Source organism: Methylobacterium sp. Leaf94 (assembly GCF_001426045.1).
In the GTDB taxonomy this organism is placed as follows: domain Bacteria; phylum Pseudomonadota; class Alphaproteobacteria; order Rhizobiales; family Beijerinckiaceae; genus Methylobacterium.
Window position 1 is genome coordinate 167,070 of the sequence record NZ_LMRM01000045.1, and the last position, 23,246, is coordinate 190,315.

At 71.8% G+C, this 23,246-nt stretch carries 24 protein-coding genes; 9 read left to right on the top strand and 15 right to left on the bottom strand.

Going from position 1 to position 23,246, the window contains the following annotated elements:
• Positions 1-238 precede the first annotated feature (238 nt).
• The 13 genes from ASG63_RS19330 to ASG63_RS19390 form a co-directional block, all read right to left on the bottom strand.
• Positions 239-619 (bottom strand): hypothetical protein, encoded by a 381-nt coding sequence (locus ASG63_RS19330; protein ID WP_056220271.1) that lies wholly within the window; start codon positions 617-619, stop codon positions 239-241.
• Positions 600-1,334: a hypothetical protein gene (locus tag ASG63_RS19335; RefSeq protein ID WP_244472515.1), complete on the bottom strand. Its 735-nt coding sequence runs from the start codon at positions 1,332-1,334 to the stop codon at positions 600-602. The genes ASG63_RS19330 and ASG63_RS19335 overlap by 20 nt, the downstream gene beginning before the upstream one ends.
• Positions 1,331-2,488, bottom strand: coding sequence for a pyrroloquinoline quinone biosynthesis protein PqqE (gene pqqE / locus ASG63_RS19340; protein WP_056220274.1), 1,158 nt, complete (start codon positions 2,486-2,488; stop codon positions 1,331-1,333). The genes ASG63_RS19335 and pqqE overlap by 4 nt, the downstream gene beginning before the upstream one ends.
• Positions 2,485-3,567 (bottom strand): pyrroloquinoline-quinone synthase PqqC, encoded by a 1,083-nt coding sequence (pqqC, locus tag ASG63_RS19345; RefSeq protein WP_056220277.1) that lies wholly within the window; start codon positions 3,565-3,567, stop codon positions 2,485-2,487. Before pqqC ends, pqqE begins: the two co-directional genes overlap by 4 nt.
• Before the next feature lie 143 nt (positions 3,568-3,710).
• A complete protein-coding gene (gene pqqB, locus ASG63_RS19350; protein ID WP_056220280.1) occupies positions 3,711-4,613 on the bottom strand; it encodes a pyrroloquinoline quinone biosynthesis protein PqqB in 903 nt (300 codons plus the stop codon).
• Between the two features lie 43 nt (positions 4,614-4,656).
• The gene (gene pqqA / locus ASG63_RS19355; RefSeq protein WP_055889187.1) at positions 4,657-4,746 is read right to left on the bottom strand and encodes a pyrroloquinoline quinone precursor peptide PqqA; all 90 of its coding nucleotides are present in this window, start codon (positions 4,744-4,746) and stop codon (positions 4,657-4,659) included.
• A gap of 200 nt (positions 4,747-4,946) precedes the next feature.
• Positions 4,947-5,651 carry a response regulator transcription factor gene (locus ASG63_RS19360; RefSeq protein ID WP_055951546.1) on the bottom strand — a complete coding sequence of 235 codons (705 nt, stop codon included), beginning with the start codon at positions 5,649-5,651 and terminating at the stop codon, positions 4,947-4,949.
• Positions 5,648-7,270, bottom strand: coding sequence for a sensor histidine kinase (locus ASG63_RS19365; RefSeq protein ID WP_056220283.1), 1,623 nt, complete (start codon positions 7,268-7,270; stop codon positions 5,648-5,650). Before ASG63_RS19365 ends, ASG63_RS19360 begins: the two co-directional genes overlap by 4 nt.
• A gap of 256 nt (positions 7,271-7,526) precedes the next feature.
• Positions 7,527-7,733 (bottom strand): hypothetical protein, encoded by a 207-nt coding sequence (locus ASG63_RS19370; RefSeq protein WP_056220287.1) that lies wholly within the window; start codon positions 7,731-7,733, stop codon positions 7,527-7,529.
• Between the two features lie 203 nt (positions 7,734-7,936).
• Entirely contained in the window at positions 7,937-8,731 is a 795-nt protein-coding gene (locus ASG63_RS19375; RefSeq protein ID WP_056220292.1) for a formylmethanofuran dehydrogenase subunit C, read from the bottom strand.
• Positions 8,728-9,684 carry a formylmethanofuran--tetrahydromethanopterin N-formyltransferase gene (gene fhcD / locus ASG63_RS19380; protein WP_056220295.1) on the bottom strand — a complete coding sequence of 319 codons (957 nt, stop codon included), beginning with the start codon at positions 9,682-9,684 and terminating at the stop codon, positions 8,728-8,730. The genes ASG63_RS19375 and fhcD overlap by 4 nt, the downstream gene beginning before the upstream one ends.
• 33 nt (positions 9,685-9,717) lie before the next feature.
• Entirely contained in the window at positions 9,718-11,361 is a 1,644-nt protein-coding gene (locus tag ASG63_RS19385; protein ID WP_056220298.1) for a formylmethanofuran dehydrogenase subunit A, read from the bottom strand.
• Positions 11,355-12,446, bottom strand: coding sequence for a hypothetical protein (locus ASG63_RS19390; RefSeq protein WP_056220301.1), 1,092 nt, complete (start codon positions 12,444-12,446; stop codon positions 11,355-11,357). Before ASG63_RS19390 ends, ASG63_RS19385 begins: the two co-directional genes overlap by 7 nt.
• A 282-nt stretch (positions 12,447-12,728) precedes the next feature.
• Between ASG63_RS19390 and ASG63_RS19395 the strand changes: the two genes are divergently transcribed.
• From ASG63_RS19395 to fae, 7 genes are all read left to right on the top strand, one after another.
• Positions 12,729-13,715, top strand: coding sequence for a beta-ribofuranosylaminobenzene 5'-phosphate synthase family protein (locus tag ASG63_RS19395; RefSeq protein ID WP_082559405.1), 987 nt, complete (start codon positions 12,729-12,731; stop codon positions 13,713-13,715).
• A 110-nt stretch (positions 13,716-13,825) separates the two neighbouring features.
• Positions 13,826-14,719 carry an NAD(P)-dependent methylenetetrahydromethanopterin dehydrogenase gene (locus tag ASG63_RS19400; protein ID WP_056220304.1) on the top strand — a complete coding sequence of 298 codons (894 nt, stop codon included), beginning with the start codon at positions 13,826-13,828 and terminating at the stop codon, positions 14,717-14,719.
• 104 nt (positions 14,720-14,823) lie between these two features.
• Positions 14,824-15,882: an ATP-grasp domain-containing protein gene (locus tag ASG63_RS19405; RefSeq protein ID WP_082559406.1), complete on the top strand. Its 1,059-nt coding sequence runs from the start codon at positions 14,824-14,826 to the stop codon at positions 15,880-15,882.
• Complete coding sequence (mch, locus tag ASG63_RS19410; protein ID WP_056220310.1) at positions 15,879-16,865, top strand: methenyltetrahydromethanopterin cyclohydrolase; 987 nt, start codon at positions 15,879-15,881, stop codon at positions 16,863-16,865. Before ASG63_RS19405 ends, mch begins: the two co-directional genes overlap by 4 nt.
• A 166-nt stretch (positions 16,866-17,031) precedes the next feature.
• Positions 17,032-17,943, top strand: a complete 912-nt coding sequence (locus ASG63_RS19415) for an ATP-grasp domain-containing protein (RefSeq protein WP_056220313.1) — start codon at positions 17,032-17,034, stop codon at positions 17,941-17,943.
• A complete protein-coding gene (locus ASG63_RS19420; protein ID WP_056220316.1) occupies positions 17,940-18,785 on the top strand; it encodes a triphosphoribosyl-dephospho-CoA synthase in 846 nt (281 codons plus the stop codon). The genes ASG63_RS19415 and ASG63_RS19420 overlap by 4 nt, the downstream gene beginning before the upstream one ends.
• Before the next feature lie 247 nt (positions 18,786-19,032).
• Positions 19,033-19,545, top strand: a complete 513-nt coding sequence (gene fae / locus ASG63_RS19425) for a formaldehyde-activating enzyme (protein ID WP_056220318.1) — start codon at positions 19,033-19,035, stop codon at positions 19,543-19,545.
• 136 nt (positions 19,546-19,681) lie between these two features.
• On the opposite strand, the gene ASG63_RS19430 is transcribed toward fae, so the two are convergent.
• Complete coding sequence (locus ASG63_RS19430) at positions 19,682-20,365, bottom strand: HisA/HisF-related TIM barrel protein (protein WP_056220320.1); 684 nt, start codon at positions 20,363-20,365, stop codon at positions 19,682-19,684.
• A gap of 62 nt (positions 20,366-20,427) precedes the next feature.
• On the opposite strand from ASG63_RS19430, the gene ASG63_RS19435 reads away from it, so the two are divergent.
• Positions 20,428-21,453, top strand: a complete 1,026-nt coding sequence (locus tag ASG63_RS19435; protein WP_244476309.1) for a hydantoinase/oxoprolinase family protein — start codon at positions 20,428-20,430, stop codon at positions 21,451-21,453.
• Positions 21,454-21,474: 21 nt separating this feature from the next.
• The gene (locus ASG63_RS19440) at positions 21,475-21,675 is read left to right on the top strand and encodes a hypothetical protein (protein WP_056220325.1); all 201 of its coding nucleotides are present in this window, start codon (positions 21,475-21,477) and stop codon (positions 21,673-21,675) included.
• 260 nt (positions 21,676-21,935) lie between these two features.
• On the opposite strand, the gene ASG63_RS19445 is transcribed toward ASG63_RS19440, so the two are convergent.
• Entirely contained in the window at positions 21,936-22,958 is a 1,023-nt protein-coding gene (locus ASG63_RS19445) for a zinc-binding alcohol dehydrogenase family protein (protein ID WP_056220477.1), read from the bottom strand.
• Between the last annotated feature and the right edge of the window lie 288 nt (positions 22,959-23,246).

A 23,246-nucleotide genomic window follows, 5' to 3' on the forward strand; every position in this document is an offset into this window, starting at 1 on the left:
CACGAGCACGCGCCGACCGAGATCGGGCAGGAGCGTCGTCAGCGGAGCCGGCAGGTCTGGGGGCACGGGATGCTCGGGTTCGAAGGCGGGCGCGACCGGAGCGCGTCCTCGGCCGGGATGCCGCTGTCTTTGAACGCAATGCCCGGTCGGAGCAACGCCCCTGCCGGCGCTGGGGCCGAACGGGGCCAAGTCCTGCGCCGCCGCCGGGCGGCGCCCCTGCGACGTCCGCGTGACCCGGTCAGGTCCCGCCGCGGTAGCAGCGGATCTCGGCCTCGGCCTGGGCCCGGCGCAGGTCGGCCACCTGATCGTCGAAGACCTTGGTCGACTTGAACTGGGCCGTGCGCTGGCCGATGCCCTGGCGCAGGGACAGCACGGTGCTGGCCTGGACATACTTGTCGTAGGGCAGCAGCGAGGCGAGGGCATCCAGGGAGCAGGAGCAGCGCGACAAGGATTCGCGCGACTGGCCGTTCGCCGCCATGCAGCCGAAGATGTAGTCGGCCCGGGCCTCCGTGGGGTAGTCGTTCTCTGACTCGGCCGCGGTCGCCGCACCCGCCAGGAAGGCCGCGGCGCAGGCGCCGGCGGCGAGGTGCGGGAGCCGCTTAACCAGCGTTCGGATCATAGCTCAGGTTCTCCTGCAGGAGTTCGCCGCCCTCGGCGTTCTTGGAGCTCGCCTCGATCGAGACGAGCTCGCCCGGCACGGCCGCAGACGTGACGAAGGTGTATTTCAGGTTCTCGAAGCCGCGCATGCGCTCCTTCATCTTGTCGTCGAGGAAGGGCTGAGTTTCGATGCGCCATGCGTCGACCTTCTGGCCCTTGTAGTCGATCTGCATCGGCGTCACGGTCGCGTTGTCGCGCAGGCCCTTGCGAATGGCATTCTTGATGTAGCGCGGATTGGCCATCAGCACGCGGGCGAGATCCATGAGATGGTGCTCGAGGAAGAGCGTCATCACCGGGTTGCCGGGCATGTCCTCGAACGGGCCGGCCGGGAAACGGTTGGCCCCGGAGAACATCTCCACGCGGATGTTGCGGTTCTCCGCAGCGTTGCCGGGCTCGATCCCGAGCTTGATCGTGTCGTTCAGCGGCGGTCCGAACGGGCCCTTCGAGATGCCGCTGCGGCGCAGGTAATCGTAGGTCAGCTTCGACCCGGGCGGGACGTTCTTCATCTGCGGCTGCTCGAAGAGCAGGTCCGAGGCGTCGGGCGTCGTCGCGGTGCTGGCCTTTGTCACGGCGGACGCGTCGGGCGTCGCCGGTGGCGCGGGGGTGGTCGGCGGGGTCTGGGCGAGGGCGGGTGCGCCGGCGAGCATCAGCAGCGCGGCGAGTGTGACGGGCTTCAAAGCGGCGCTTCCTCATTCAACGGCGGACGCACATTGGGCTGCACGTTACTGCCGATGGTCCGGTAGATGTAGTCGGGCGGGGTCTCGGCCGCCTCCTCGGCGGCGAGGCCCCGCACCTTGGCGTGGAGCGGCGAGAGCGAGCAGGCCGGATCGGTGGCCGCCGCATCCCCGGCGAGAGCCAGGGCCTGGCAGCGGCAGCCGCCCCAGTCCTTCTCGCGCCGGTCGCAGGAGCGACAGGGCTCCTGCATCCAGTCCGTGCCGCGATAGGCCGTGAAGGCCGGCGCGTTCGCCCAGATGTCGCCGAGCGAATGGTCGGATACGTACCAGAATTCGAGGTTCGGGATCGTCTCGGCCGCGTGGCAGGGAAGCACCTTGCCCTGCGGCGTCACGTTCATGAGCTTGCGCCCCCAGCCGCCGGCGCAGGCCTTGGGGTATTTCGCGTAGTAGTCCGGCACCACGAGGTCGATGACGAGCTGGCCCTTCAGGCGCTCGCGGGCGGCCTCGACGATGCGGATCGAGCGGTCGACCTCCGCTTTATTCGGCATCAGGGCGGCGCGATTCACGTAGGCCCAGCCGTAATACTGGGTGTGGGCCACCTCCAGGCGCTTGGCCCCGAGCTTCACCGCGAGATCGATGAAGCCCTCGACCTCGTGGATGTTGCCCCGGTGGATCACCGAGTTCAGCGTCAGCGGCAGGCCGAGCTGGGTCACCCGCTCGGCGAAGGCGAGTTTCTGCGGCTGGGCGTTCTTGAGGCCGCCGATCTTCTCGGCATTGGCCGCGTCGACGCCCTGCACCGAGAGCTGCACGTGGTCGAGGCCGGCCTCGTAGAGCGCGTCGAGCTTCTGCAGGGCGCCCCCGACGCCGGAGGTGATGAGGTTGGAATACAGGCCGAGTTTCGCGCAGGTCGCGGTGATCTCGACGATGTCGTTGCGCGCCGTCGGCTCGCCGCCCGAGAGGTGGACGTGCAGCACGCCGAGGCCCGCCGCCTCCGTCAGCACCCGCTGCCACGTGGCGGTGTCGAGCTCGCCCGAACGCCGGTCGAGTTCGAGCGGGTTCGAGCAGTAGGGACAGCGCAGGGGGCAGCGATGGGTGAGCTCCGCCAGGAGTCCGACCGGTGCCGGCAGGGTGGGGACGTTCGGCGTGATCGCGTTCATCGCTCCAGGACCCGTTTCGTGGCCAGATCGTTCAGCATCACGAGGATGTCGGCCTCGATCACGGCGGGGTCCGCCGTGAATTTCTCGCCCAGCAGGGCGGCGATGGCGCGCACGCTGCGCTGCCCGTCGACCAGTTCGAGAACCGCCACCGCGTTGGCGTCGAGGTCGAAGGTGCGCTCGGGCGCCAGGAGGACGTGCTGGTTGCGCACGGCATCGTGGCGCAGGCGCACGCCCCGGGGCAGGCGCGGCACGTCGTGCGCCGCGAGGGTGCCGGTCCCGGCCGCCTGCGCCACGGCGGGCTCGGGGACGAGCCCCGTGCCGGGCGTCCAGGCGTCGGGCGGGGTCAGGCCGGGGGCCACGTAGGCGAAGTAGAGGGCATCAAGCTGGGTCCAGAGCACGTTGCACTTGAAGGTCAGGGCATCCATCGCCTGGCGCTGCAGGGCCGGCGTGGTGGCGTGCTCCTTGACGTACGCGATGGCGAAGTCGGCATCGCGCGGGGCCTGGGTCAGGCGCTTGTCGAAATAGGCCAGCGTGTCCTTGGTGATGAAGTCGTAGTTCTTCAGCATCCCGGCCACCCGCTCCGAGATGATGGTCGGCGAGAACATCTCGGTGAGCGAGGAGGCGATGGCCTCCAGCAGCGAGCGCTCCTTCACGAAGTGCACGTAGGCATCCACCGAGAACCGGGTGGCCGACAGGATGCCTTGCGTCGATTCCACGTAGTCGCGGGCAAAGCCCACGCCCTCGGCGAGCTTGAGCCAGCGCTCGATGCCGCCGTCGCCGGGGGCGTCGCCGTCGTGGTCGACGATGCGCTGGCGCCAGACCCGGCGCAGGGACGCGTCGGTCATGCGCGCGAGGACGGCGGCGTCCTTCACCGGGATCATCGCCTGATAATAGTAGCGGTTCAGCGCCCAGGCCCGGACCTGATCCTTGCTGAGCTTGCCGTCGTGCAGGAGCCGGTGGAACGGGTGCAGGTTGTGGTAGCGGCGCGCGCCGATGTCGCGCAGGGCCGCTTCCAGCTCCTCCGGCGAGAGCAGGCGCTGGGCCTCATCGGTCTTCGGGGTCGGGAAGGGCGCGGTCATGGCGTGGCTCGCGGATCAGCGTGGAGCGGTTTTAGGAACTTTTCTTATCAATCGCGCCGCGCCCCGTGAAGGCCGCGGGCGCGCCGACGCAATTCAATCGGACACAATGTATGTCGTCGGCACTAAACTGCCAGATGGACGCCTCACGAAAGAGTCAGCGTCAAACCGTCATGGGCCACGGTCCAGCCCGCGGCCTCGACCTGGCGCCGCGCCTCGGAGCCCTCGACCAGCACCGGGTTGGTGTTGTTGATGTGGACGAAAACCCGGCGGCCGATCGCGACGTCGGACAGGGCCGCGATGGAGCCGCCCTCGCCGGTCATCGGCACGTGGCCCATGCGCCAGCCGGTCTTGGTGCCGACGCCGGCGCGGATCATGTCGTCGTCGAGGAGCACGGTCCCGTCGAAGAGCAGGCCGTCGACCCCGCCGATGCGGGCCTTCAGGTCCTCGGTGACGCGGGCGCAGCCGGGAATGTAGGCGAGGCGCCGCCCGCCGGCCTCAATCATCGCGCCCACCGTGGTCTCGGTCTCGGCGCCGATCTGCAGGGTCTCGTCCTCCAGCCAGAGGGGCACCTTGCCCGGCACCGCGAACAGGGTGACGTGCAGGCCCGGCACCGGCTCGAAGCGCCGGTCGAGGGCGATCGGCTCGCGGGCGACGACGCCCGTGGCCATCACGTCGAACACCCGGTTGGCGTTGACGGAGTCGAGGATGCCGGCGGTGCCGTAGAGGGTGAAGGGCTGGCCCTCGCGCAGGGTCAGCAGGCCGGCGACGTGGTCGACGTCGCCGTTGGTCAGCAGCACGGCCTGGATCGGCGAGTGCCGCAGCCCCGTGCGCGGGTGCATCGCCGGATTGTCGAACAGCTGCTGGCGGAGATCGGGGGAGGCGTTCACCAGGAGCCAGCGCTCTCCATCGGGGGAGACGGCGATGCTCGACTGGGTCCGCGGCCTGACGCGGGTCTCGTCCTCACGGGCGAGGGAGCAGATCGGGCAGCGGCAATTCCACTGGGGAAGGCCGCCGCCCGCGGCCGAACCGAGGATCAGGACATGCATGGTGGAACCGACGCTGCCTTCGGACCCTCGGGTTCGACGAAACTCAGTTGAAGGTGTCGATCTCAGCCGACTCGTAGCTGGTGACTTCCATGCCGACGCAGATCTCGGAAACGATGGGGGCAGCCCAGGTCATGGTGTTTCTCCTGAAGGTTTCTTCTGAACGTCAGCAGCATCCCGATCGCCTCTAAGAAGATCGTAAGACACTGACGGCGCAGAGATTTCTGTCGCCGCGCTGGTATCGACAATTTGGCCCGGCAGTTCAAGCGCTAAATTGCCGGTTCCTCCCGTCCACCCCCGCGAATCCGGTGTCGGCGTTAACGCGGCATGCCCGTTTCAGTGCCGGAAATCCTGTCCCTTCAGGTCCAGCATGAAGCCCCGGCCCCGCACCGTGACGATGACCGGGCCGCCGAGGCGGACGAAGTCGGACAGCTTGGTCCGCAGGTAACCCACGTAGACATCGACGACATTCAGGGAGAGGCCGCCCTGGCCGGCCCAGAGCTTGTCGAAGATGTCGCCCCGCGAGACCGGGTGGTTGGCGTTGTCCATCAGCAGGGCGAGGAGCTCGGCCTCGCGGGGGGTGAGGCGCGCCGTCGCATCCGCGAATCCGACCTGACGGACGGTCAGGTCGAGCATCAGCTTGCCGGCGGTGACCAGGGTGCGGGGCTCCTCCGAGGCCTTGCGGCGCAGGAGGTGGGTCTGGAGGCGGGCCAGGAGCTCGTCGAAGACGAAGGGCTTCACGATGTAGTCATCGGCCCCGAGCGCCAGCCCCTCGGCGCGGTCGCGGACCTCGTCCCGGGCGGAGAGGAAGAGTATCGGCCCCGGATAGCCGCCCTCGCGCAGGGAGCGGCAGACATCGTGGCCGGAGCCGTCCGGCAGGGTGATGTCGAGAACCACCGCCTCGGGCGCCTCGGCGCGGGCGGCCGCGAGGGCGTCGTCGACCCGTCCGGCGACGCCGACGGAGAAGCCCTCCGCCTCCAGGCCGCGGGCGAGCATGGCGCGAATGTCGCTGTCATCCTCGACGATCAGTACGCGCGTCATGCCACGGTCTCCTGGGCGCCCGTCGGGTGAGGCGAGGGGGGATGCTCGGCGTCGCTGGGGGACAGCGCGGGCAGGTCGAGGGCCACCTGCGCACCGCGCCCGCCCGGACCCGCCCCGAGGCGGATCGTGCCATCATGCCGCTCCACGACCCAGCGCGCCAGTGCCAGACCGATGCCGAAGCCGGCCTCTCCCGTGGGGCTGTCGCGGCGGAAGCGCTCGAACAGGCCGTCGCCGAGGTCGGGGAAGCCGGGCCCGTCGTCGGTGATCGTCACCACCACGTGCCCCCCCTCCGCCCGCGCCAGGGCGACCGCCACCCGGGTGAGCCCGGTGGCGTGGCGCAGGGCGTTGTCGATCAGGCTCTCGACCACCTGGCGCAGCCATTCCCGGTCGGCGAGCAGCATCGGGTCGGCCTCGACCAGAGCGAGGCTCAGCGCCACGCGGCGGCGGGCGGCCTCGGAGCCCATGCCGTCGACGGCGTCGGCGAGGATCTCCCCCGCGCCCACCGGGCGGCGGTCGAGTTCGATCTGCCCCGATTCGGAGCGGGCGACGCGCAGCAGGTCCTCGACCCGGCGCTTCAGGCGCAGGGCGCGCTTGCGGATGGTGGCGAAGACCGGGGTGACGTCGGTCTGGCGCCCGGTCGAGCGGGCCGCGATGTCACATTCGCCCAGGATGACCGTGAGGGGCGTGCGCAGCTCGTGGCTGACATCGGCGAAGAAGCGCCGGCGCGAGCGGTCCACCGCTTCCAGGCGGGCATTGGCGGCGCGCAGATCGAGGGTGCGGGCCGCCACCGTGTCCTCCAGGGCGGCCCGGTCGGCCGCGAGCCGGCCCTCGCGCCGGGCGAGGCGGGCGGCCATGCGGTTGAAGTTCGCCACGAGCAGGCCGAGCTCGTCGCGGGTCGCCACCGACAGGCGGGTGTCGAGCTCGCCCCGGCCCACGGCGCCGGCGGCGCGGCGCACCGCCTCGATCCGGGCCAGCACGGGACGGGTCACCGCCCGGTAGAGCAGGAGCACGAGGGCGAGCGCCCCCGCCACGGCGGCCAGCGACGCGACCCGCAGGGTGCCGGAGAGCGCGCGCGCCGCGTCCGAGCCGGCGATCATCGAGCGCCGCTCCACCTCGATCAGGAAGGAGAGCGGTTGCCCGGTCATGGCACCGAAGCCGTTCAGGGCGCCCCGGATCGCCGCCCGGCGCGACTCGTCCTCCGACTGGCGCAGCACCTGGGTCACCTGCCGGTCGAGGACGGCGCGGGCCGCGCGCAGCTGGGCGAGAGGCCGGGTGCGGGCGGCGTACTGGGTGCGGTCGAGGGGGTCGTCACTCGACGCGATGGAGCGCCCCAGGGCCTCGTCCACCGCCACCAGGGCGCGGTCGACATGGGCGCGCGCCACCGCGAGTCCCTCCGGCTGCGCATCCGGGTTGCTCACCGCCTCCAGGGCGGCGAGCCCGTACTGGGTCATGCGCCCGGAGAGTTCGACCAGAAGTTCGAGGCGCCCCTGGGCCGCCAGCGTCCGGTCGATGGTGCGCTCGGCGGCGCCGATCGAGGCGAGGACGCCGAGGGCCGCCAGGACCACGAGGAGCGCGGTGCCGCCGAGCAGGAGCGCGAACCGGACCTTCAGCGAGCGCATGGTCGTGCCGACATCGTCTTGCCCGATCGTCCTGCCAAACCGTCTTGCGCAATCGTCCCGACGTGTTTTTCGGGCCTTGACCAGGACGGCCACCCGGACTGCACTGCATTCCGCGTTTGCCTGATCATCCCGTCTGCTCCGACGACCTTGCGATCAACATCGGGCGCGCATGCTCTGTAGGCTCAGGGCCGGTTCGGTTGCAAGCGTTGCCGCGCGGCGGGCGCGGGGCGCGCGCCCCTGATCGCGGGCGCCCCGCTTACAGGTCGCGCGGCTGGCTGCCCCGGCCGGCGCAGCGCCACCGCGTCACCTGCCATTCCGGGTGCTCCGCCTGCCACTTGGCGATGGCGCTCTGGGAGTTGCGCAGGCAGATGTTCGGGCTGCGCGCCTCGAACGAGAGGTCGATCCTGTCCTCGCGGCACTGCGAGGGCTGCGACAGGAGGCAGATCGAGAGCAGGATGAGCATGAGGAGGCCGGATTCGCGCTGGGGACAAGCGGGACACCGGCACTATGGTACCGCCCGCGGACGCAGAAAATTGTCCGATCGGGAGGATTGTGCAAGTCCGGAGGGTCATCGGCCCGGCATCGAGGGCCGCCCCTCCGGGGCCGAGACGGTGGGCCCGGCCCTCCGGTTCGCCGTGGGCGCGCCCGAAAGAGCCGGAGACGGCCTCAGGCCGCCACCCAGAGCTCGCCCTTGCCGAGGGTGGCGAGGTCGCCGGAGTAGCGCGTCAGGGCCCCGGCGGCGAGATCCGCGTGGGCCGGGCTGAGGGGGCGCAGCGAGCGGGCCAGGAGGCGCAGGAACACGAGATCGTGCGTGCCGGTCTCGACGAAGCTCGGGGACAGGGCCCCGACGGCGCCGGCCAGGAGGGTGCCCCGGCGCATGCCGTAGCCCGGATGGTCGCCCAGGCTCGTCGCCGCGATGGTGCCGGCGATCATCCGCGCGCCCGCATGGGCGCCCGCCCGGCCGACCAGGATCAGGCCACGCCGCATGCGGTCGCCGAGATAGTCGCCGGCGCTGCCGCGGATCACCAGGGTGGCGCCGTCGAGGCCGGCCTTGGCGGCGTAGACCGCGCCGCCGGCATGGTCGCCGGCATCGCCCTCGATCGTGATCGTGCCGCCGGTGGCGCCCGAGCCCGCGAAGGGACCGGCCGAACCCGTGACCGTCACCGAGCCGCCGGCCATGCCTTCGCCGAGGCGCTGCCCGACATCGCCGGTGACCCGGATGCGGCCGCCGCTGAGCGATGCGCCGACCCGGTCGAGGCGCGACGAGCCCCCCTCGATGACGAGGTCGTCGGAACCGTCGAGGGACAGCGTGAAGCAATCGCCGAGCGTCAGGCCGCGCCGGCCCGTGCCGACGGGGAGCTTGCCCGCCTCGGCCTCGGTCAGGCCGCTGAGCGCGAGCGGGGTGACGTGCCGGAAATCGAGCCGCTCCGGCGGCTCCTGGCGCAGGGTGAGGGTACTCATGCCGCTCCAGCCTCGCTGCCCGGCTCCTTCGAGAGCAGGTTCTTCAGATGATAATGGTGGCGGCCGAGATTGCCGCCGTAATTGCCGGCCGTGACGGCCACCAGCCCGTGCGCCGCCCCCGCTTCGGTCGCCGCATGCAGGGCCGCGCGCATTGATTCGGCCACCGCGTCGGAGGTGAGCGCGTCGATGACGATTTCCAGCACGACGCCGACCTCGGCCGAGAGCTCGGTGCCGGCCCGGCCCTTGAGGGTCGGGCAATAGGCGTCGTTGGTCGAGGCCATCATGCCCTTGGTGCGCGCGCCCACCTTCGAGCCGGAGCGGACGATGCCGCCCGGGAAGGGCAGGATCGCGCCGGAGACCGCGCGGGCGGCCTCCACGGCGATCTCGGCGACCTTCAGGGTGTCGGCGTGCTTGCGCCCGAGGAACAGCAGGTTGCCGCCGCCGACCGCGCCGTCCACCGCGCGGACGAAGTCCTCGCACAGGAACTCGCCGTCCATGACGGGGATGCGCCAGTAGCGCCGGGCCTTTCCGGTGACCGGGTCGGTCAGGCGCTTGGCCACCGCGAAGCCGTCGCCGAAGTAGCGGATCGCGCCGCCGAGCTTGATCTTCGTGGGGCCGTCCACGCCGGCGTAGCAGGCGGTGCCCGGGCAGGTGAGGATGCACTGGCCGACCCGCTTGAGGAGCTGGTCCTTGAGGCCGTTCGGCTCGAAGCCGAACAGCAGCACGCGCACGCCGGGGCGCCCGTCCGGGGTCTCCTCGGGGGAGAGCTCGCAGTCGATCCCGGCCTCGGCGCCGCAGCCGATCACCGAGGTGGCGAAGCCCGTCATCACGGTGGCGGCGATCATCGCCCACTTGGCCGTGTCGTTGGTGATGATGATCGCCGTTCCGGCGACGTCGAACGCCTCCGCGAAGGTGTCGATCACCGGAATGCCGTTGAGGGTGAGGTCCGTCATCTCAGTCACCCGTCCCCACGCGACGCATCTTTCTCACGACCGACATGCGACCTCCGCGAACACGTCCGGCTTCGGGAAGGCCTCGTCCGGCACCGCGAAGCTCTTCAGGCCGGTGCCGAAGCGGTCCTGCAGGTAGGTCTCGGAGCGGGCCACCATCGCCTTGTCGGACTCGACGGCGAGTTCCAGGGTGCGGCCCGAGCGCCAGGCCACCACCTCGCCGTCCTCCACGATGGTCTCGCCGTCCTTGAGCACCAGCTTGGCGCGGGCGAACATGGCCGTGCGGTCGGGGTCGTCGCGGTAGATCGCGACGTCGGCCCGGGCGCCCTCGCGCAGGTGGCCGCGATCGGCAAGCCCGAGGAGCTTGGCGGGACCCGAGCGCGTCAGCTGGGCGATCTCCGAGAAGCTGTACTCGCGCTCGATGGCGCAGAGGCCGGAGCGCTCGGCGATCACCTTGTGCAGGGAGGATATCTCACGGTCGCGCTCCTCCTTGTCCATCAGGAAGTGGATGATGCGCGGGTAGTCGGTAAAGGGACCGCCGTTCGGATGGTCGGTGGTCAGGATGGTGCGCTCCGGCTCCTTGGACAGGAGCATGAGCTCGAGGCCGATCGCCCATTGCAGGGAGCTCACGGCGCCGCGCGGCTTGTAGAGGAACGGCACCACGCCGCCGCCCTCCGCGTCGCCCGCGGTGACGATCCACTTCTTCGGGTTGGCGCCCTTGCGACCGGCGAACTGGCGCAGGATGTCGAGGGAGATCGTCACGGTCTGGCCGAAGGCGACCTGGCCGACGTCGTAGGTGGCGTTGGGGTGCGCCTCCATGGCCTCGGTGATGCGCTCGGCCGCCGAGCGGAAGCCGCCCGTGAGGGGGTTCTCGGGGTCGGCGACGCCGTAGCCGTAGAACTGGGCATGGGCGAAGTGGATGCGCCGCCCCTCCGCCGCCTCCAGGGTGTCCACGAAGGACTCGTCGGCGCCCGGGATGCCGAGGTTGTTGCAGTGGACGTGCAGGGGGTGCGGTACGCCGATCTCCTCGACCGCGTCGAGGAGGGCGCCCATGATCTTGCGGGTGGAGAGGCCGTAGACCGGGATCTCGTCGTCGAGGCTGAGCTTCAGCATCCCGTCCTTGAAGGCCGAGGCGCCGCCCGCGTTGATGCACTTGACGCCGAGGCCCCGCGAGGTCGCCACCGAGAGGGCGACGAGGTCGCGCACCGCCGCCTTGCCCTCGCGCGCCCGCAGGAGCTGGAGCAGGTGGTCGTCGTTGCCCATCACCGTCAGGGCGCCGCGGTCGAGCAGCGGGATGTCGGCGAGCTCGAGCTGGGTGGCGAGCGCGTTGGCGGGCGGCATCGCCGGCTCGACCGCCAGGGTGTAGCCCATCCGGGCGTAGTTCGCGCCGATCCAGGCGGCCGAGCCGCCCGCATGCGCGAAGGGATGGCCCTCGGGCGCGGCCTCGCTGGCGTAGAGTTCGGGCAGCAGCAGGCGGCTCATCACCACGTTGCCGCCGGCGATGTGCGAATGGACCTCGACGCCGCCCGCCATCACCACGCAGCCGGTGGCGTCGACGGTGCGATCGGGCGCGCGGTCGGAGGCGGGCACGACGCGCCCGTTCTCGATCCAGACCTCGCCGACCGCGTCGCGGCCGGCCGTCGGGTCGACGACCCGGCCTCCGTGAATCCGGATCAGCATGCGGCGGCCTTCTTCTGCATGAGGCGGTGTTGAAGTCGATCGTGGATGGCGGTGAGGATGCCGGCCGCGCTCAGCTCGGCGGTCGGGCCGGGGGCCGGCGCGTAGGTGATCGCCGCCCGGCGCTCGTCCCACAGGCTGCCGCCGGCGCTCTCGCCGGGAACGCCCACGGCGAAGACCACGTCGGCGACGTCGCCGCCGGCCTCCGGGCTGCCGACGCCCACGATGGCGACGCTGGGGAGGGTGCCGAGCCAGTCGGGGCGCGGGGCGGGCAGGGAGGCGAGCCACAGGGCGGCGTCCGCCTCGCCGGCGGCGATCTGGCGGGCGCTGTCGAAGCGCCAGGGATCGTGCTCGGGCACGTGCCGGCCGAAACCGACGCGGGGGGCCTGGCCGGTGGTCCAGGCGGCGAGCTGCAGGAGGGCCCGGCCCTGGAACGGATCGGCGAGGGGCAGGCCGAAGAAGCGCGTGACCTCGTTGAGGTCCTTGATCATGCCCTGGAGCATCTCGACGCCCAGTTCGCCGATCTCGGCCGGGTCGTACAGCACGACGCCGTACTGCGCGGCGGCAAGGCGGCGGGCCAGGTCGGCATAGGCCGCCTCGCCGCCGAGGTTGCCCTTCAGGAAGGCGCGCAGATGCGCGACCGAGACGGCGAGGCCGCCGGCCTCTGCCGGATAGGCCACGTGCCGGGTGGCGCCGTTGCGCGGGCCACCCAGGGACAGGATCACCCGCTCGGAACCGGCGGCGCGGCCGCGCATCGCCTGCGTGCCGGCGATGTCCTGGACGATGGGGCGTTCCCAGGGGGCGTTGCCCACGATGAGGACCGCATCGGCCCGGCCGACGGCCTCGGCGGGCGTCGTCGTCATGGCCCCGCTGCGGCTGAGCGATCCGAGCTCGGCATAGAGGCTCGGGCCAGCCACGGGATCGACGGAGGCACCGAGGGCATCGGCGAGATGGTAGGCGGCGCGCACCGCGCTCAACTCGGCGCAGAGCCCCGCCAGGACAACATTCTGCGCTGAAGCGAGGAGCGTGGCGGCGGCCTCCACCGCCGCGTCCGCGTCCGTCGCACCACCCTTCACCCAGGCCGCCATGCGTTGCACCTTGGAAAATCGAGGGCCCGGCGCGCGCCGTATTCGGCGTCGCGCACGGCGGGACTGAGCCAGTCCGTGTCGTTGGGGCGGCACGTTTGCATCGCCGCCGCCCCCCAGGCAACCCCCCTGAACCGCGTCGGGCGAATCAGACGCCCGGCACCGCGGCGGGAGATTTGTCCGATGCGCTTGCGACGGGTCGGCGCTCCGTGGGAGAAGCCGGCGGCGCGGGATCGGCGGCCCGCGGGGGCACGAGGCCGTTCGGAGCGGGGAGGACGGGGCACGATGGAGGGGATCGACGTGATGCGGATCCCGAGCGGGCCGGGCGGACCCGGCGCCGGCCTTCGCGTGCACGCCCCGGCCCGCCTGCATTTCGGTTTCCTCGACCTGCATGGCGGCCTCGGCCGGCGCTTCGGCAGCATCGGCCTCGCCCTCGACGCCCCCGCCGTGACCCTGACCGCCCGTCCGGCCGAGCGCCTCGACGTGACCGGGCCGGAGGCACGCCGGGCCGCCGCCTACGCGCTGGCGGCCGCGGGCCACCTCGGCATCGCCGGTCACGCCGCACTAACCATCGAATCGGCGATCCCCGCCCATGCGGGCTTCGGCTCCGGCACGCAGCTGGCGCTCAGCGTGGCGGCCGCGCTGGCGGGCCTGGCCGGGCGGCCCTTCGCGCCGGAGGATTTCGCCGACGCCCTCGACCGGGGGAACCGCTCGGGGGTCGGCCTCGCGGCCTTCACCCAGGGGGGCCTCATCGTCGATGGCGGCCGCGACCCCGACGGCAACCCGCCGCCGGTGATCGCCCGCCTGGCCTATCCGGAGGCCTGGCGCGTGGTGCTGATCCTCGACACCGAGATGACCGGCGTCCACGGCACCCGCGAGGTCGCGGCCTTCCGCGATCTGCCGCGTTTCCCGGAGGCGCAGGCGGCCGAGATCTGCCGCATCGTGCTGATGCAGGTGCTGCCGGCCGCGGTCACGGCCGAGCCGGAGGGGTTCGGCGCCGGCATCACCCGGATCCAGCAGCTCATCGGCGACCACTTCGCGCCCCACCAGGGCGGGCGCTTCGCCAGCCCCGCCGTGGCCGCGGCGCTCGCCGCCGTCGCCGACCTCGGACTCGCCGGCTACGGCCAGAGCTCCTGGGGCCCCACCGGCTTCGCCCTGGTGCCCTCGGATGCCGAGGCCCGCGCCCTCGTGGGCATGCTGGAGCGGCCGGGTCCCCTCAGGTTCCTGATCGCCCGGGGACGCAACACCGGCGCGTCGGTCACCGCGCTTTAAGACGAATCCCGCTAGAGCCGAGCTTCCGCCCACCCGAACCCGGCGGGCTTTGACAATTCGACGCCTCCGCGCACGATCGGGCCGCGTCACAGCACGAAGGGAGTCCGACGATGGCCCGCTCGATCCTGCACATGATCACGCCCCTGAAGCACATGAGCCCGTTCGACGTGAACATGGCGGTGGATGCGGGCTTCGAGACGATCGCGACCTACACCAACGCCACGCTCGCGGACGTGACGACCCTGGTCCAGGACTCGATCTTCTCGCGCAGCCCCCAGGACGGCGTCCGCACCGGCATCTTCATTGGCGGCAAGAACGCCGAGGACGCCCTCGACATGGTCGACCGGGCCAAGAAGGCCCTGGTGCCGCCCTTCGCCAACCACATCTTCGCCGACCCCGCCGGCTCCTTCACCACTGGCGCCGCGATGGTGGCCGAGGTGACCCGCGCCCTGAAATCGAAGTTCGACACCGGCCTCGAGGGCAAGCGCATCGTGATCTTCGGCGGGGCCGGCGTCGTCGCCTATGTCGCGGCCGTGATCGGCGCCCTCCACGGCGCCAACGCGGTGATCGTCGGCCATGACGGCGAGGAGCGTGTCAGCAAGATCGCCAACACCATGCGCTGGCGCTTCGGCGTCGAGGTCGAGGCCGTGGACGGCTCCACCGTCGCCGCGCGCCGCGCCGCGATCGGCAAGGCCGACGTGATCCTCTCGGCCGGCCCGGCCGGCATCCCGATCCTCACGGCGGAGGATCTCGAATCCGCCCCGAACCTGCTCGTGGCCTCCGACGTCAACGCCGTGCCGCCCGCCGGCATCGCCGGCATCGACGTCAACGCCATCGACGTGCCCCTGCCCACGGGCCGGGGCGTCGGCATCGGCGCGCTGGCGGTCGGCAACGTCAAGTACCAGACCGAATCCCGCCTGTTCCGCCGCATGCTCGAATCCCACGAGCCCCTCTGCCTCGATTTTCGCGATGCCTACACCCTGGCGGTCGAGGTGGCGGGCTGAGGGCGGCCCACCCGGGGCTGGGCCCCGGACAGACCCTCCTCGTCGCCGCCCAGTCCGGCCGCGCCCTGGCTCAGGCGGCCCGGCGGGCGGGCCTGCGGCCCCTCGTGCTCGACCTGTTCGGCGATGCCGACACGCAGGCGCTGGCCGAGGGGTACCGCCAGGCCGAGGGCCGCTTCGGGGCCGGGCTTGCGGGTGATGCCCTCGTCGCCCGCTTGGACGAACTCGCGTCCCTCGGATCGGAAAAGCCCCTCGGCATCGTGCTGGGCAGCGGCTTCGAGGCGGCGCCCGCGCTGATGCGGGCCATCGCGGGCCGCTACCGTCTCCTCGGCGCCGGCCCGGATTGCGTCGGTGCGCTGAAGGACCCGGCCACCTTCGCGGCCCTGTGCCGGGCGCACGGCGTGCCGCACCCGGCCGTGACCCGCGCCCCCGTGCCGGATCGGTCCGCCTGGCTCCTCAAGCGGGCCGGGGGCTCGGGCGGCACCCACATCCGCCGGGCGACCGCCGGTGCGGCGCCGCCCGGCGCCTACTTTCAGGCCCGGGTGCCGGGCCGCGCCGTCGCAATCTCGGTCCTGGCTGCCGGCGGCGCCGTCCGAGTCGTGGGCGTGACCGAGCAATGGTGCGCCCCGTCGCCCCTGCACCCCTTCCGCTATGCCGGCGCTCTGGAACGGGGCCGCCACGAACCACCGATCCTCGAGCCACGTCTGCAGGCGGACATCGTCGCGGGCGTGACCCGCCTCGCGGCGGCGACCGGCCTCGCCGGCCTCGCCAGCGCCGACTGCCTGGTCGACGGCGAGGCCTGGTGGCTGACCGAGATCAATCCCCGCCCGGGTGCGACCCTCGACGTGCTCGACCGGCGCGCGACACCCCTGCTCGGCCTGCATATCGCCGCGAGCCTCGGCCGCCTCGGCGATCCCGAACCCGCACCGGTGGATGCGGCGGCGTCCGAAATCTGCTACGCGGCCAGCGGCTACGCGCCGATACCGCCGATCACCTGGCCGGATTTCGTGCGCGACCGCCCAAGACCCGGCACCACGGTGGCGCGCCACGCGCCCCTGTGCACCCTGTTCGCCACAGGGCCGGACTCGGCCGCCACGAGAGCGATGTTGCGAGGCCGGGCCGCCGAATTGCGGATCCAGCTCGCCCTGACGGAGGGACACCCATGACCACGAGCCCGAGCGGCGCGAAATTCCCGTTTCCGAGCGTCAACGCTCTGACCGCTCCCCTGGTGGAGCGGCTGGTCGCCGATGCCGAGGCCCTGCGCCTGTCCGTGACCACCGAGAACGGCGCCCGCATGATCGATGCCGGCGCCACCGTGCGCGGCTCCATCGAGGCCGGCCGCCGCATTGCCGAGATCTGTCTCGGCGGCCTCGGCACCGTCTCGATCGCGCCGTCCGGCCCGATCGCGTCCTGGCCCTACTCGGTGATCGTGCACGCCGCCGATCCGGTCATCGCCTGCCTCGGCAGCCAGTATGCCGGCTGGTCGCTGGCCGACGAGACCGGGGATTCGGGCTTCTTCGCCCTCGGCTCCGGCCCCGGCCGCGCCGTCGCGGCGGTGGAGGACCTCTACGGCGAGCTCGGCTACAAGGACACCGCGCAGCGGACCGCCCTGGTGCTGGAAGCCGCCGGCGGCCCGCCGGCCTCCGTCATCGCCAAGGTGGCCGAGGCCACCGGCCTCAGCCCCGAGCAGCTCACCTTCATCTACGCCCCGACCCAGAGCCTGGCCGGCTCGACCCAGGTCGTCGCCCGCGTCCTCGAGGTGGCCCTGCACAAGGCCCACACGGTCGGCTTCGACCTGCACACGATCGTGGACGGCATCGGTTCCGCGCCGCTCTCGCCGCCGCACCCGGACTTCATCCAGGCCATGGGCCGCACCAACGACGCCATCATCTACGGCGGCCGGGTGCAGCTCTTCGTCGAGGCCGATGAGGCCGACGCCCGGCAGCTCGCCGAGCAGATCCCCTCGTCGAACTCCGCCGACCACGGCGCGCCCTTCGCCGACATCTTCTCCCGGGTGAACGGCGACTTCTACAAGATCGACGGCGCCCTCTTCAGCCCGGCCGAGGTCATCGTCACCTCGGTCACCACCGGCAAGAGTTTTCGCGGTGGCAAGCTGATGCCGGAGCTGGTCGAGGCGTCGTTCCGCTGAGCGGACGTGCAAGAACCCTCCCCCTCTGCGGGGGAGGGTACCTGCGGAGCAGGCGGGAGAGGGGGCGACGTATCCGGATATGGCGCTCCCCTCATCCGACCCGCTGACGCGGGCCACCTTCTCCCGCAGGGGGGAGAGGGAACCGACGTTGAGGTGGTGAGAAAGCATGCGGATCGGGCTCGCGGCCGATAACGGCAACTGGCACAAGGCACGCCTGAGGGCCGCCCTCGAACAGCTCGGCGCCGCGCCGGTGCTGTTCTCCATGGCCGACGTCGCAGTGGTGACGGGGGGCCCCGAGCCCCTGCGGGTGCCCGGCTTCGAGACCCTGCCGGACGGCGTCCTCCTGCGCACCATCGCGGGGGGCACCTTCGAGGCGACCACCATGCGCCTGGGCGTGCTGCACGCCCTGGTGGCCAGCGGCACGACCGTGTGGAATTCCCCGAGCGCGATCGAGCGCTCGGTCGACAAGGCGATGACGAGCCTGCTCATCGACCGGGCCGGCCTGCCGACCCCGGAGACCTACGTGCTCTCGAAGCGGGACGCCGCCGCCGCGGTCGTGGCCCGGGAGGCCCGCCCCGGCCGTCCCCTGGTGCTGAAGCCGCTCTTCGGCTCGCAGGGCGAGGGCCTCCAGCTGATCGAGCACCCCGAGGACCTGCCAGACGAGGAGGCGGTGTCCCGGGTCTACTACCTGCAGCGCTACATCGCCCGCACCGACGGGCTGTGGCGCGACTACCGGGTCTTCGTCTGCGAGGGCCGCGCCATCGCGGGCATGATCCGCGAGGGCGACGGCTGGATCACCAACGTCCATCGCGGGGGCCGGCCCCTGGCCTGGGCGATGCCGCCCGCCGCGGCCGAGCTCGCCGAGCGCGCCGCCGCGGCGGTCGGCGTCGACTATTCCGGCATCGACCTCGTCGAGGACGGGCAGGGGGGCTACCTCGTGCTGGAGGTGAACTCGATGCCGGCCTGGTCCGGGCTGCAGCAGGTCACCGAGGTCGACATCGCCCTCGCCGTCGCCCGCGGCTTCCTCAACGCCGTGCGGGCCGCCCGTCCGCCCCGCCTCGTCTCGGCCCTCGGATGATGGCACCCGGGACCGTCGCCGCCGCCTACCGCGCGAGCTGCCTCGACGAGCTCGACGCCCTGAAGCCCGGCAACGTCCACGCCTTCGCCGACGGCCACCGCATGGCGGTGGCGGATTTCGTGACGAGCGCCGAGGTCTCGGCTCCGGCCCTGGCCGAGGCGGGCGCGCCGGTCGGCCGGCGGGTGCTCCGGGCCGTCGAGGCGACGATGGACCGCGTCGGCCAGAACACCAATCTCGGCATCCTGCTCCTCTGCGCGCCCCTCGCCCGGGCGGCGGAGAGCGCCCCTCCGCTGCGGGCCGCCCTCGCCACCGTGCTCGACGACTTCGACGCCGCCGATGCCCGCGACGTCTTCGCGGCGATCCGCCGGGCCAATCCGGGCGGCCTCGGCCGGGCCGAGCGCTACGACGTCACCGATTCGCAGGGTCCCGATCCACAAGGCCCCGCCTCGCTTCGGGCCGCCATGGCGGAGGCCGCCCCGCGCGACGCCATCGCGCGGGCCTACGTGACGGGCTTCGCCGATCTGTTCGCCATCGGCCTGCCGGCCCTGGCCGCGGCCCGGGCGCGGGGTCTCGCCCCTCCCTGGTGCACCACCGCCCTGTATCTCGCCTATCTCGCCCGGGTGCCCGACAGCCACGTGGCGCGCAAGCACGGCCCCGACCGGGCGGAGGCCCTGCGGGCCGAGGCCGAGGCGCTGCTCGCCCTCGATCTCGCCGCGGCCCCCGTGGACGCCCTCCTCGACCGGGACCGCGCCTGGAAGGCGGCCCGACTCAACCCGGGCACCAGCGCGGACTTCACGGTGGCGACGCTGTTCCTCGACCGCCTCCTCCGGGCCGAAGCCTGAATCCGGCCGATCGACCGGGATTTCACGGCCTCTCGGGAAGGTTCCGTCCACCGATGAATAAATTGCCAAGCCGACCGGGCTGCGCAGGGTTGTTCCCGGCCGGACCCCAGAGTAGGGTCCGCGCCGCGATCCGGGCTAACCGGTCCGGTCCCTCGATGGACTGGACGCCGTGAACAAGGATAGCTGCCGGCCGCCCCCTGAGCTCGGGAGCGGCCACGTCTTTTCAAGACTTTGGGAGAAACCCCACATGGCGAAGATCAACAAGGTTCTGGTCGGCGAAGCCCTCGTCGGCGATGGCAACGAAGTCGCCCACATCGATCTGATCATCGGACCGCGCGGTTCGCCGGCCGAGGCCGCTTTCTGCAACGGCCTCGTGAACAACAAGCACGGCTTCACCAGCCTGCTCGCGGTCATCGCGCCGAACCTGCCCTGCAAGCCCAACACCCTGATGTTCAACAAGGTCACCATCAACGACGCCCGTCAGGCCGTCCAGATGTTCGGCCCTGCCCAGCACGGTGTCGCCAAGGCCGTTCAGGATTGCGTGGCCGAGGGCACGATTCCCGCCGATGAGGCCGACGACCTGTTCATCCTGGTCGGCGTGTTCATTCACTGGGAAGCGGCCGACGACGCCAAGATCCAGAAGTACAACTACGACGCCGTGAAGCTCTCCATCGAGCGCGCCGTCAAGGGCGAGCCCACCGCTGCCGTCGTCACCGAGCAGCGCAACTCCGCGTCGCACCCCTTCGCGTCGAACGCTTAGATCGGGGGCAGTCCTGGGCAGAGCGCGCCTCCGCCCGCACCGCGGGGCCTGCTCCAGCGACTGGCTTCCATCTTCCTCGGACGATGAACATGAGACGGGGCGGCCTTCGGGCCGCCCCTCTTTTTTGGGCGCGCCCTCAGCCGCGCAGCGTCCCGTCATGGATGGCGGAGGCCACGAGGGCGCCGGCCACGCCGCGGCGGCGCAGGACCTCCACATCCGCCGGGCCCCGCACACCGCCCGCCGCGTAGAGGCGCGTCGCCGGGCTCGACGCCGCCACCGCCGCCAGACGGTCGAGGTCCGGCCCCGCCCCGACGCCGATCCGCCCGAGGGTCATCACGATGACGTCGCGCGGCCAGTGAGCCGGCGTGTCGTGCAGGCTGGACGGCCCGAGGCGCTCGCCCTCCCGCGTATCGAGCGAGAACACGGCACGCTCCCCCAGGGCGCGCACGAGCCCTTCGTCGGCCTGGCTCTCGCTGCCGATCACCGGCCGGCCGAGACCGGTCGCCAGGAAGGCCTCGACCCCGGCCGGCCCGGAAAATCCCGCATCGACCCAGAGGGTGATGCCGGGGCAGGCGGCCGCGATCGCGGCGAGGCTCGCCCGGTCGGGGGCCGCGCGGTCGACGATCGCGTCGAGGTCGGCCACGTAGAGGATGCGGGCCGGCACCGCCGCCAAGAGCCCGCGGGCGACGTCCGCCGGCGCCGACCCCTTTGCCAAGGGCGTCACGATCGGGGCATAGGAAGCACGGTCTCCGGCCCGCGCCCGCACCACCGTTCCGTGGCGCAGGTCGAGCACCGGAATGATCTCGAATTCGTCCGCCATCCGGCTTTCTCCCGTGTTCAGGCCCGCCCGTGACCCCACAGACTCCATCCCCTGACACGCCGGTGATCGGCTGGGATCTCGGCGGGGTCCATGTCAAGGCGGCCCTGGTCCGCGACGGCCGCGTCGCGGCCGTGGTGCAGGCGCCCTGCCGCCTCTGGCGCGGGCTTCCCGCCCTCGACGAGACCCTGGCGCAGTTGCCCGACTGGGCGCGGGACACGGCCGATCACGTCGTCACCATGACGGGGGAACTCACCGACTGCTTCGCCGGCCGCACCGACGGCGTGCGGCAGATTTCCGCCTGGGCCGAGGCGACCCTCACCGGCCGGGTGCGGATCTATGCCGGCCGGTCCGGCCTCCTCGCCCCCGAAGCCGCCGCGGCGCACGCCGCCGACATCGCCTCGGCGAACTGGCACGCCACCGCCGCCCTGATCGGCCGCCACGTCGCCGACGGGCTCCTCGTCGATATCGGCTCCACCACGGCCGACTTGATCCCGATCGCCGCCGGGGTTCCGGTGGCGGCCGGCTACAGCGACGCCGAGCGCCTGGAGACGGGGGAACTCGTCTATACCGGGGTCGTGCGCTCGCATCTCGTGGCGCTGGCCGACCACGCCCCGTTCCGGGGCCGGCGCACCGGTCTGATGGCCGAGACCTTCGCCACGGCCGCCGACATCCATCGCATCCTCGGCGACCTGCCGGAGGGCGCCGACCAGCAGCACAGCGTCGACCTCAAGGGCAAGTCGATTCCCGAGAGCGAGACCCGCCTCGCCCGTATCGTCGGCCGCGACCGCGACGAGGGCAGCGCCGCCGAGTGGCGCGCCCTGGCGGCCCATTTCGCAGAACGTCAGCTCCGGCTGCTGCACGATGCGGCGGCCCTGGTGCTCTCGCAGCGGCCCCTGCCGGACGCGGCGCCCGTGGTGGCGTGCGGCGCCGGCCGCTTCCTCGCCGAACGCCTGGCCGCGCGCCTCGGACGGCCGGTCGTCGCCTTCACCGACCTGATCGCCGGCCGCCTCGCCGAGGCCGGGGCCGACTGGGCCTCCACCTGCGGCCCCGCCGTCGCCGTGGCGCTGCTGGCCGCCGATCCGTCCTGATCCCCTGGAGAGACCCCGCGCATGAGCACGCCGCAGAAACTCGCCCGCATCCTCGCCACCCGCTCCAGCGGCGGCATCGAGCTCGCTCTCGCCACCGAAACCGGCCAGACCGTGCGGGTGCTGGCGACGCCGGACCAGATCGACATGCTGGTGGACGAGCTGGAGGACATCCTCAACTCGCCCGAGGAGCCCGACGCCCCGGAGCCGCCCGCGGCGGCCTGAGGGGCAGGGGGTCGCAGGGTCTCGCGGTCGGAGCTTGATGCCCGGTCCCATCCGTTTGCCACCCCGGAAGCTTCGCTTCGCGCCAGCTTGGTGGAGGATGAGCTACGTTTGGGTGGGGTGGTTTCCGCAGGTCCGCTTTCGAGTGGCTGCGGCATCAGAGCCGACGTCGAAATAGCGTTAGCCCAGGCCACGACGCGGAGGCATCTTGGGCTGATGCAGGAAGCGTCTCGGTTCCGAGCCGGGACGCTTCGCCTGCCGGCTTAGTCGCTGAACCCGGCGAGGACGACCTTGCCCCTCGCCTTCCCGCTCTCGATGAGCGCGTGGGCGCGTGCCAGGTTGGAGGCGTTGATCGGACCGAAGGTCTCGCTCAACGTCGTGTGCAGCCGTCCCGCATCGATCAGGCGGGCGATCTCGGTCAGGATCGCGTGCTGTCGTTCCATGTCGGCGGTCTGGAACAGCGAGCGGGTGAACATCAGCTCCCAATGCAGCGACAGGCTCTTGGGCTTGAGCGGCATCACGTCCAGGGTCTCGGGGTCGTCGATCGGGCCGAGGCGTCCTTGCGGCGCGAGGAGCTCGATGATCTGCGGGAGATGCGCACCGGTCTGCGTGGTCGCGAATACGAACCCGGGCTCGCCGGGAAGACCGAGCGCCGCGACCTCGGCGGCGAGGGGCTTCGCATGGTCGATCACGTCGTGGGCCCCGAGGTCCCGGCACCATTGCGCCGTCTCCGGGCGCGACGCCGTGGCGATCACGGTGAGATCCGTGAGCTGCCGGGCGAGCTGAATCGCGATCGAGCCGACACCGCCGGCGCCGCCGACGATTAGGATCGCCGGTGCGGCACCCGGCACGGGCTTGGCGACGTCGAGCCGGTCGAACAGCATTTCCCAGGCGGTCAGGGCCGTGAGCGGCAGCGCCGCGGCGGCGGCAAAATCGAGGGTGGCCGGCTTGGCACCGACGAGGCGCTCGTCCACGCATTGGAACGCGGCGTTGCTACCCGGCCGGTCGAGCGCTCCGGCATAGAACACCGCATCGCCGGGCTTGAACAGGCGCGCCTCCGGTCCGACGGAGACCACGATCCCGGCCGCATCCCAGCCGAGGATCTTCGGTTCGCAGCCTTGCTTGTAGGCGCCCTGACGCACCTTCGTGTCGATCGGGTTCACCGAGACCGCCTCCACGCGCACGAGGAGGTCGCGTCCGGTTGGAACAGGATCGGGGAAAGTCGTGTCCAGGAGGGCGTCCGGCGCATCGATCCGGGCGCCTTCGGTGTAGGTAACGGCACGCATGAGCATCTCGCAGGATGTGGCGACGGGCGGCTCCGCGCCACCGTCTCAGACCGTCTAATCGCGTGCCGCTTCCTTTGGCGCAGCGGCGTGACGCGCACATCACGCCCGTGCTGCTGAAACCGTGAGGCAGTGGCGGGATGTCGACCCGAACGAATTTCGAGATCGGCAATCTAGCGACCTCGAATCTAGACGTCGATATGCACCCTCGCCTCATCTGCAGCAGAGCTGAGCTGACATGAAGACAGGGCATCGTGGACGCCCCCCCCGCACGTCCGCGCCGAAGCCGGT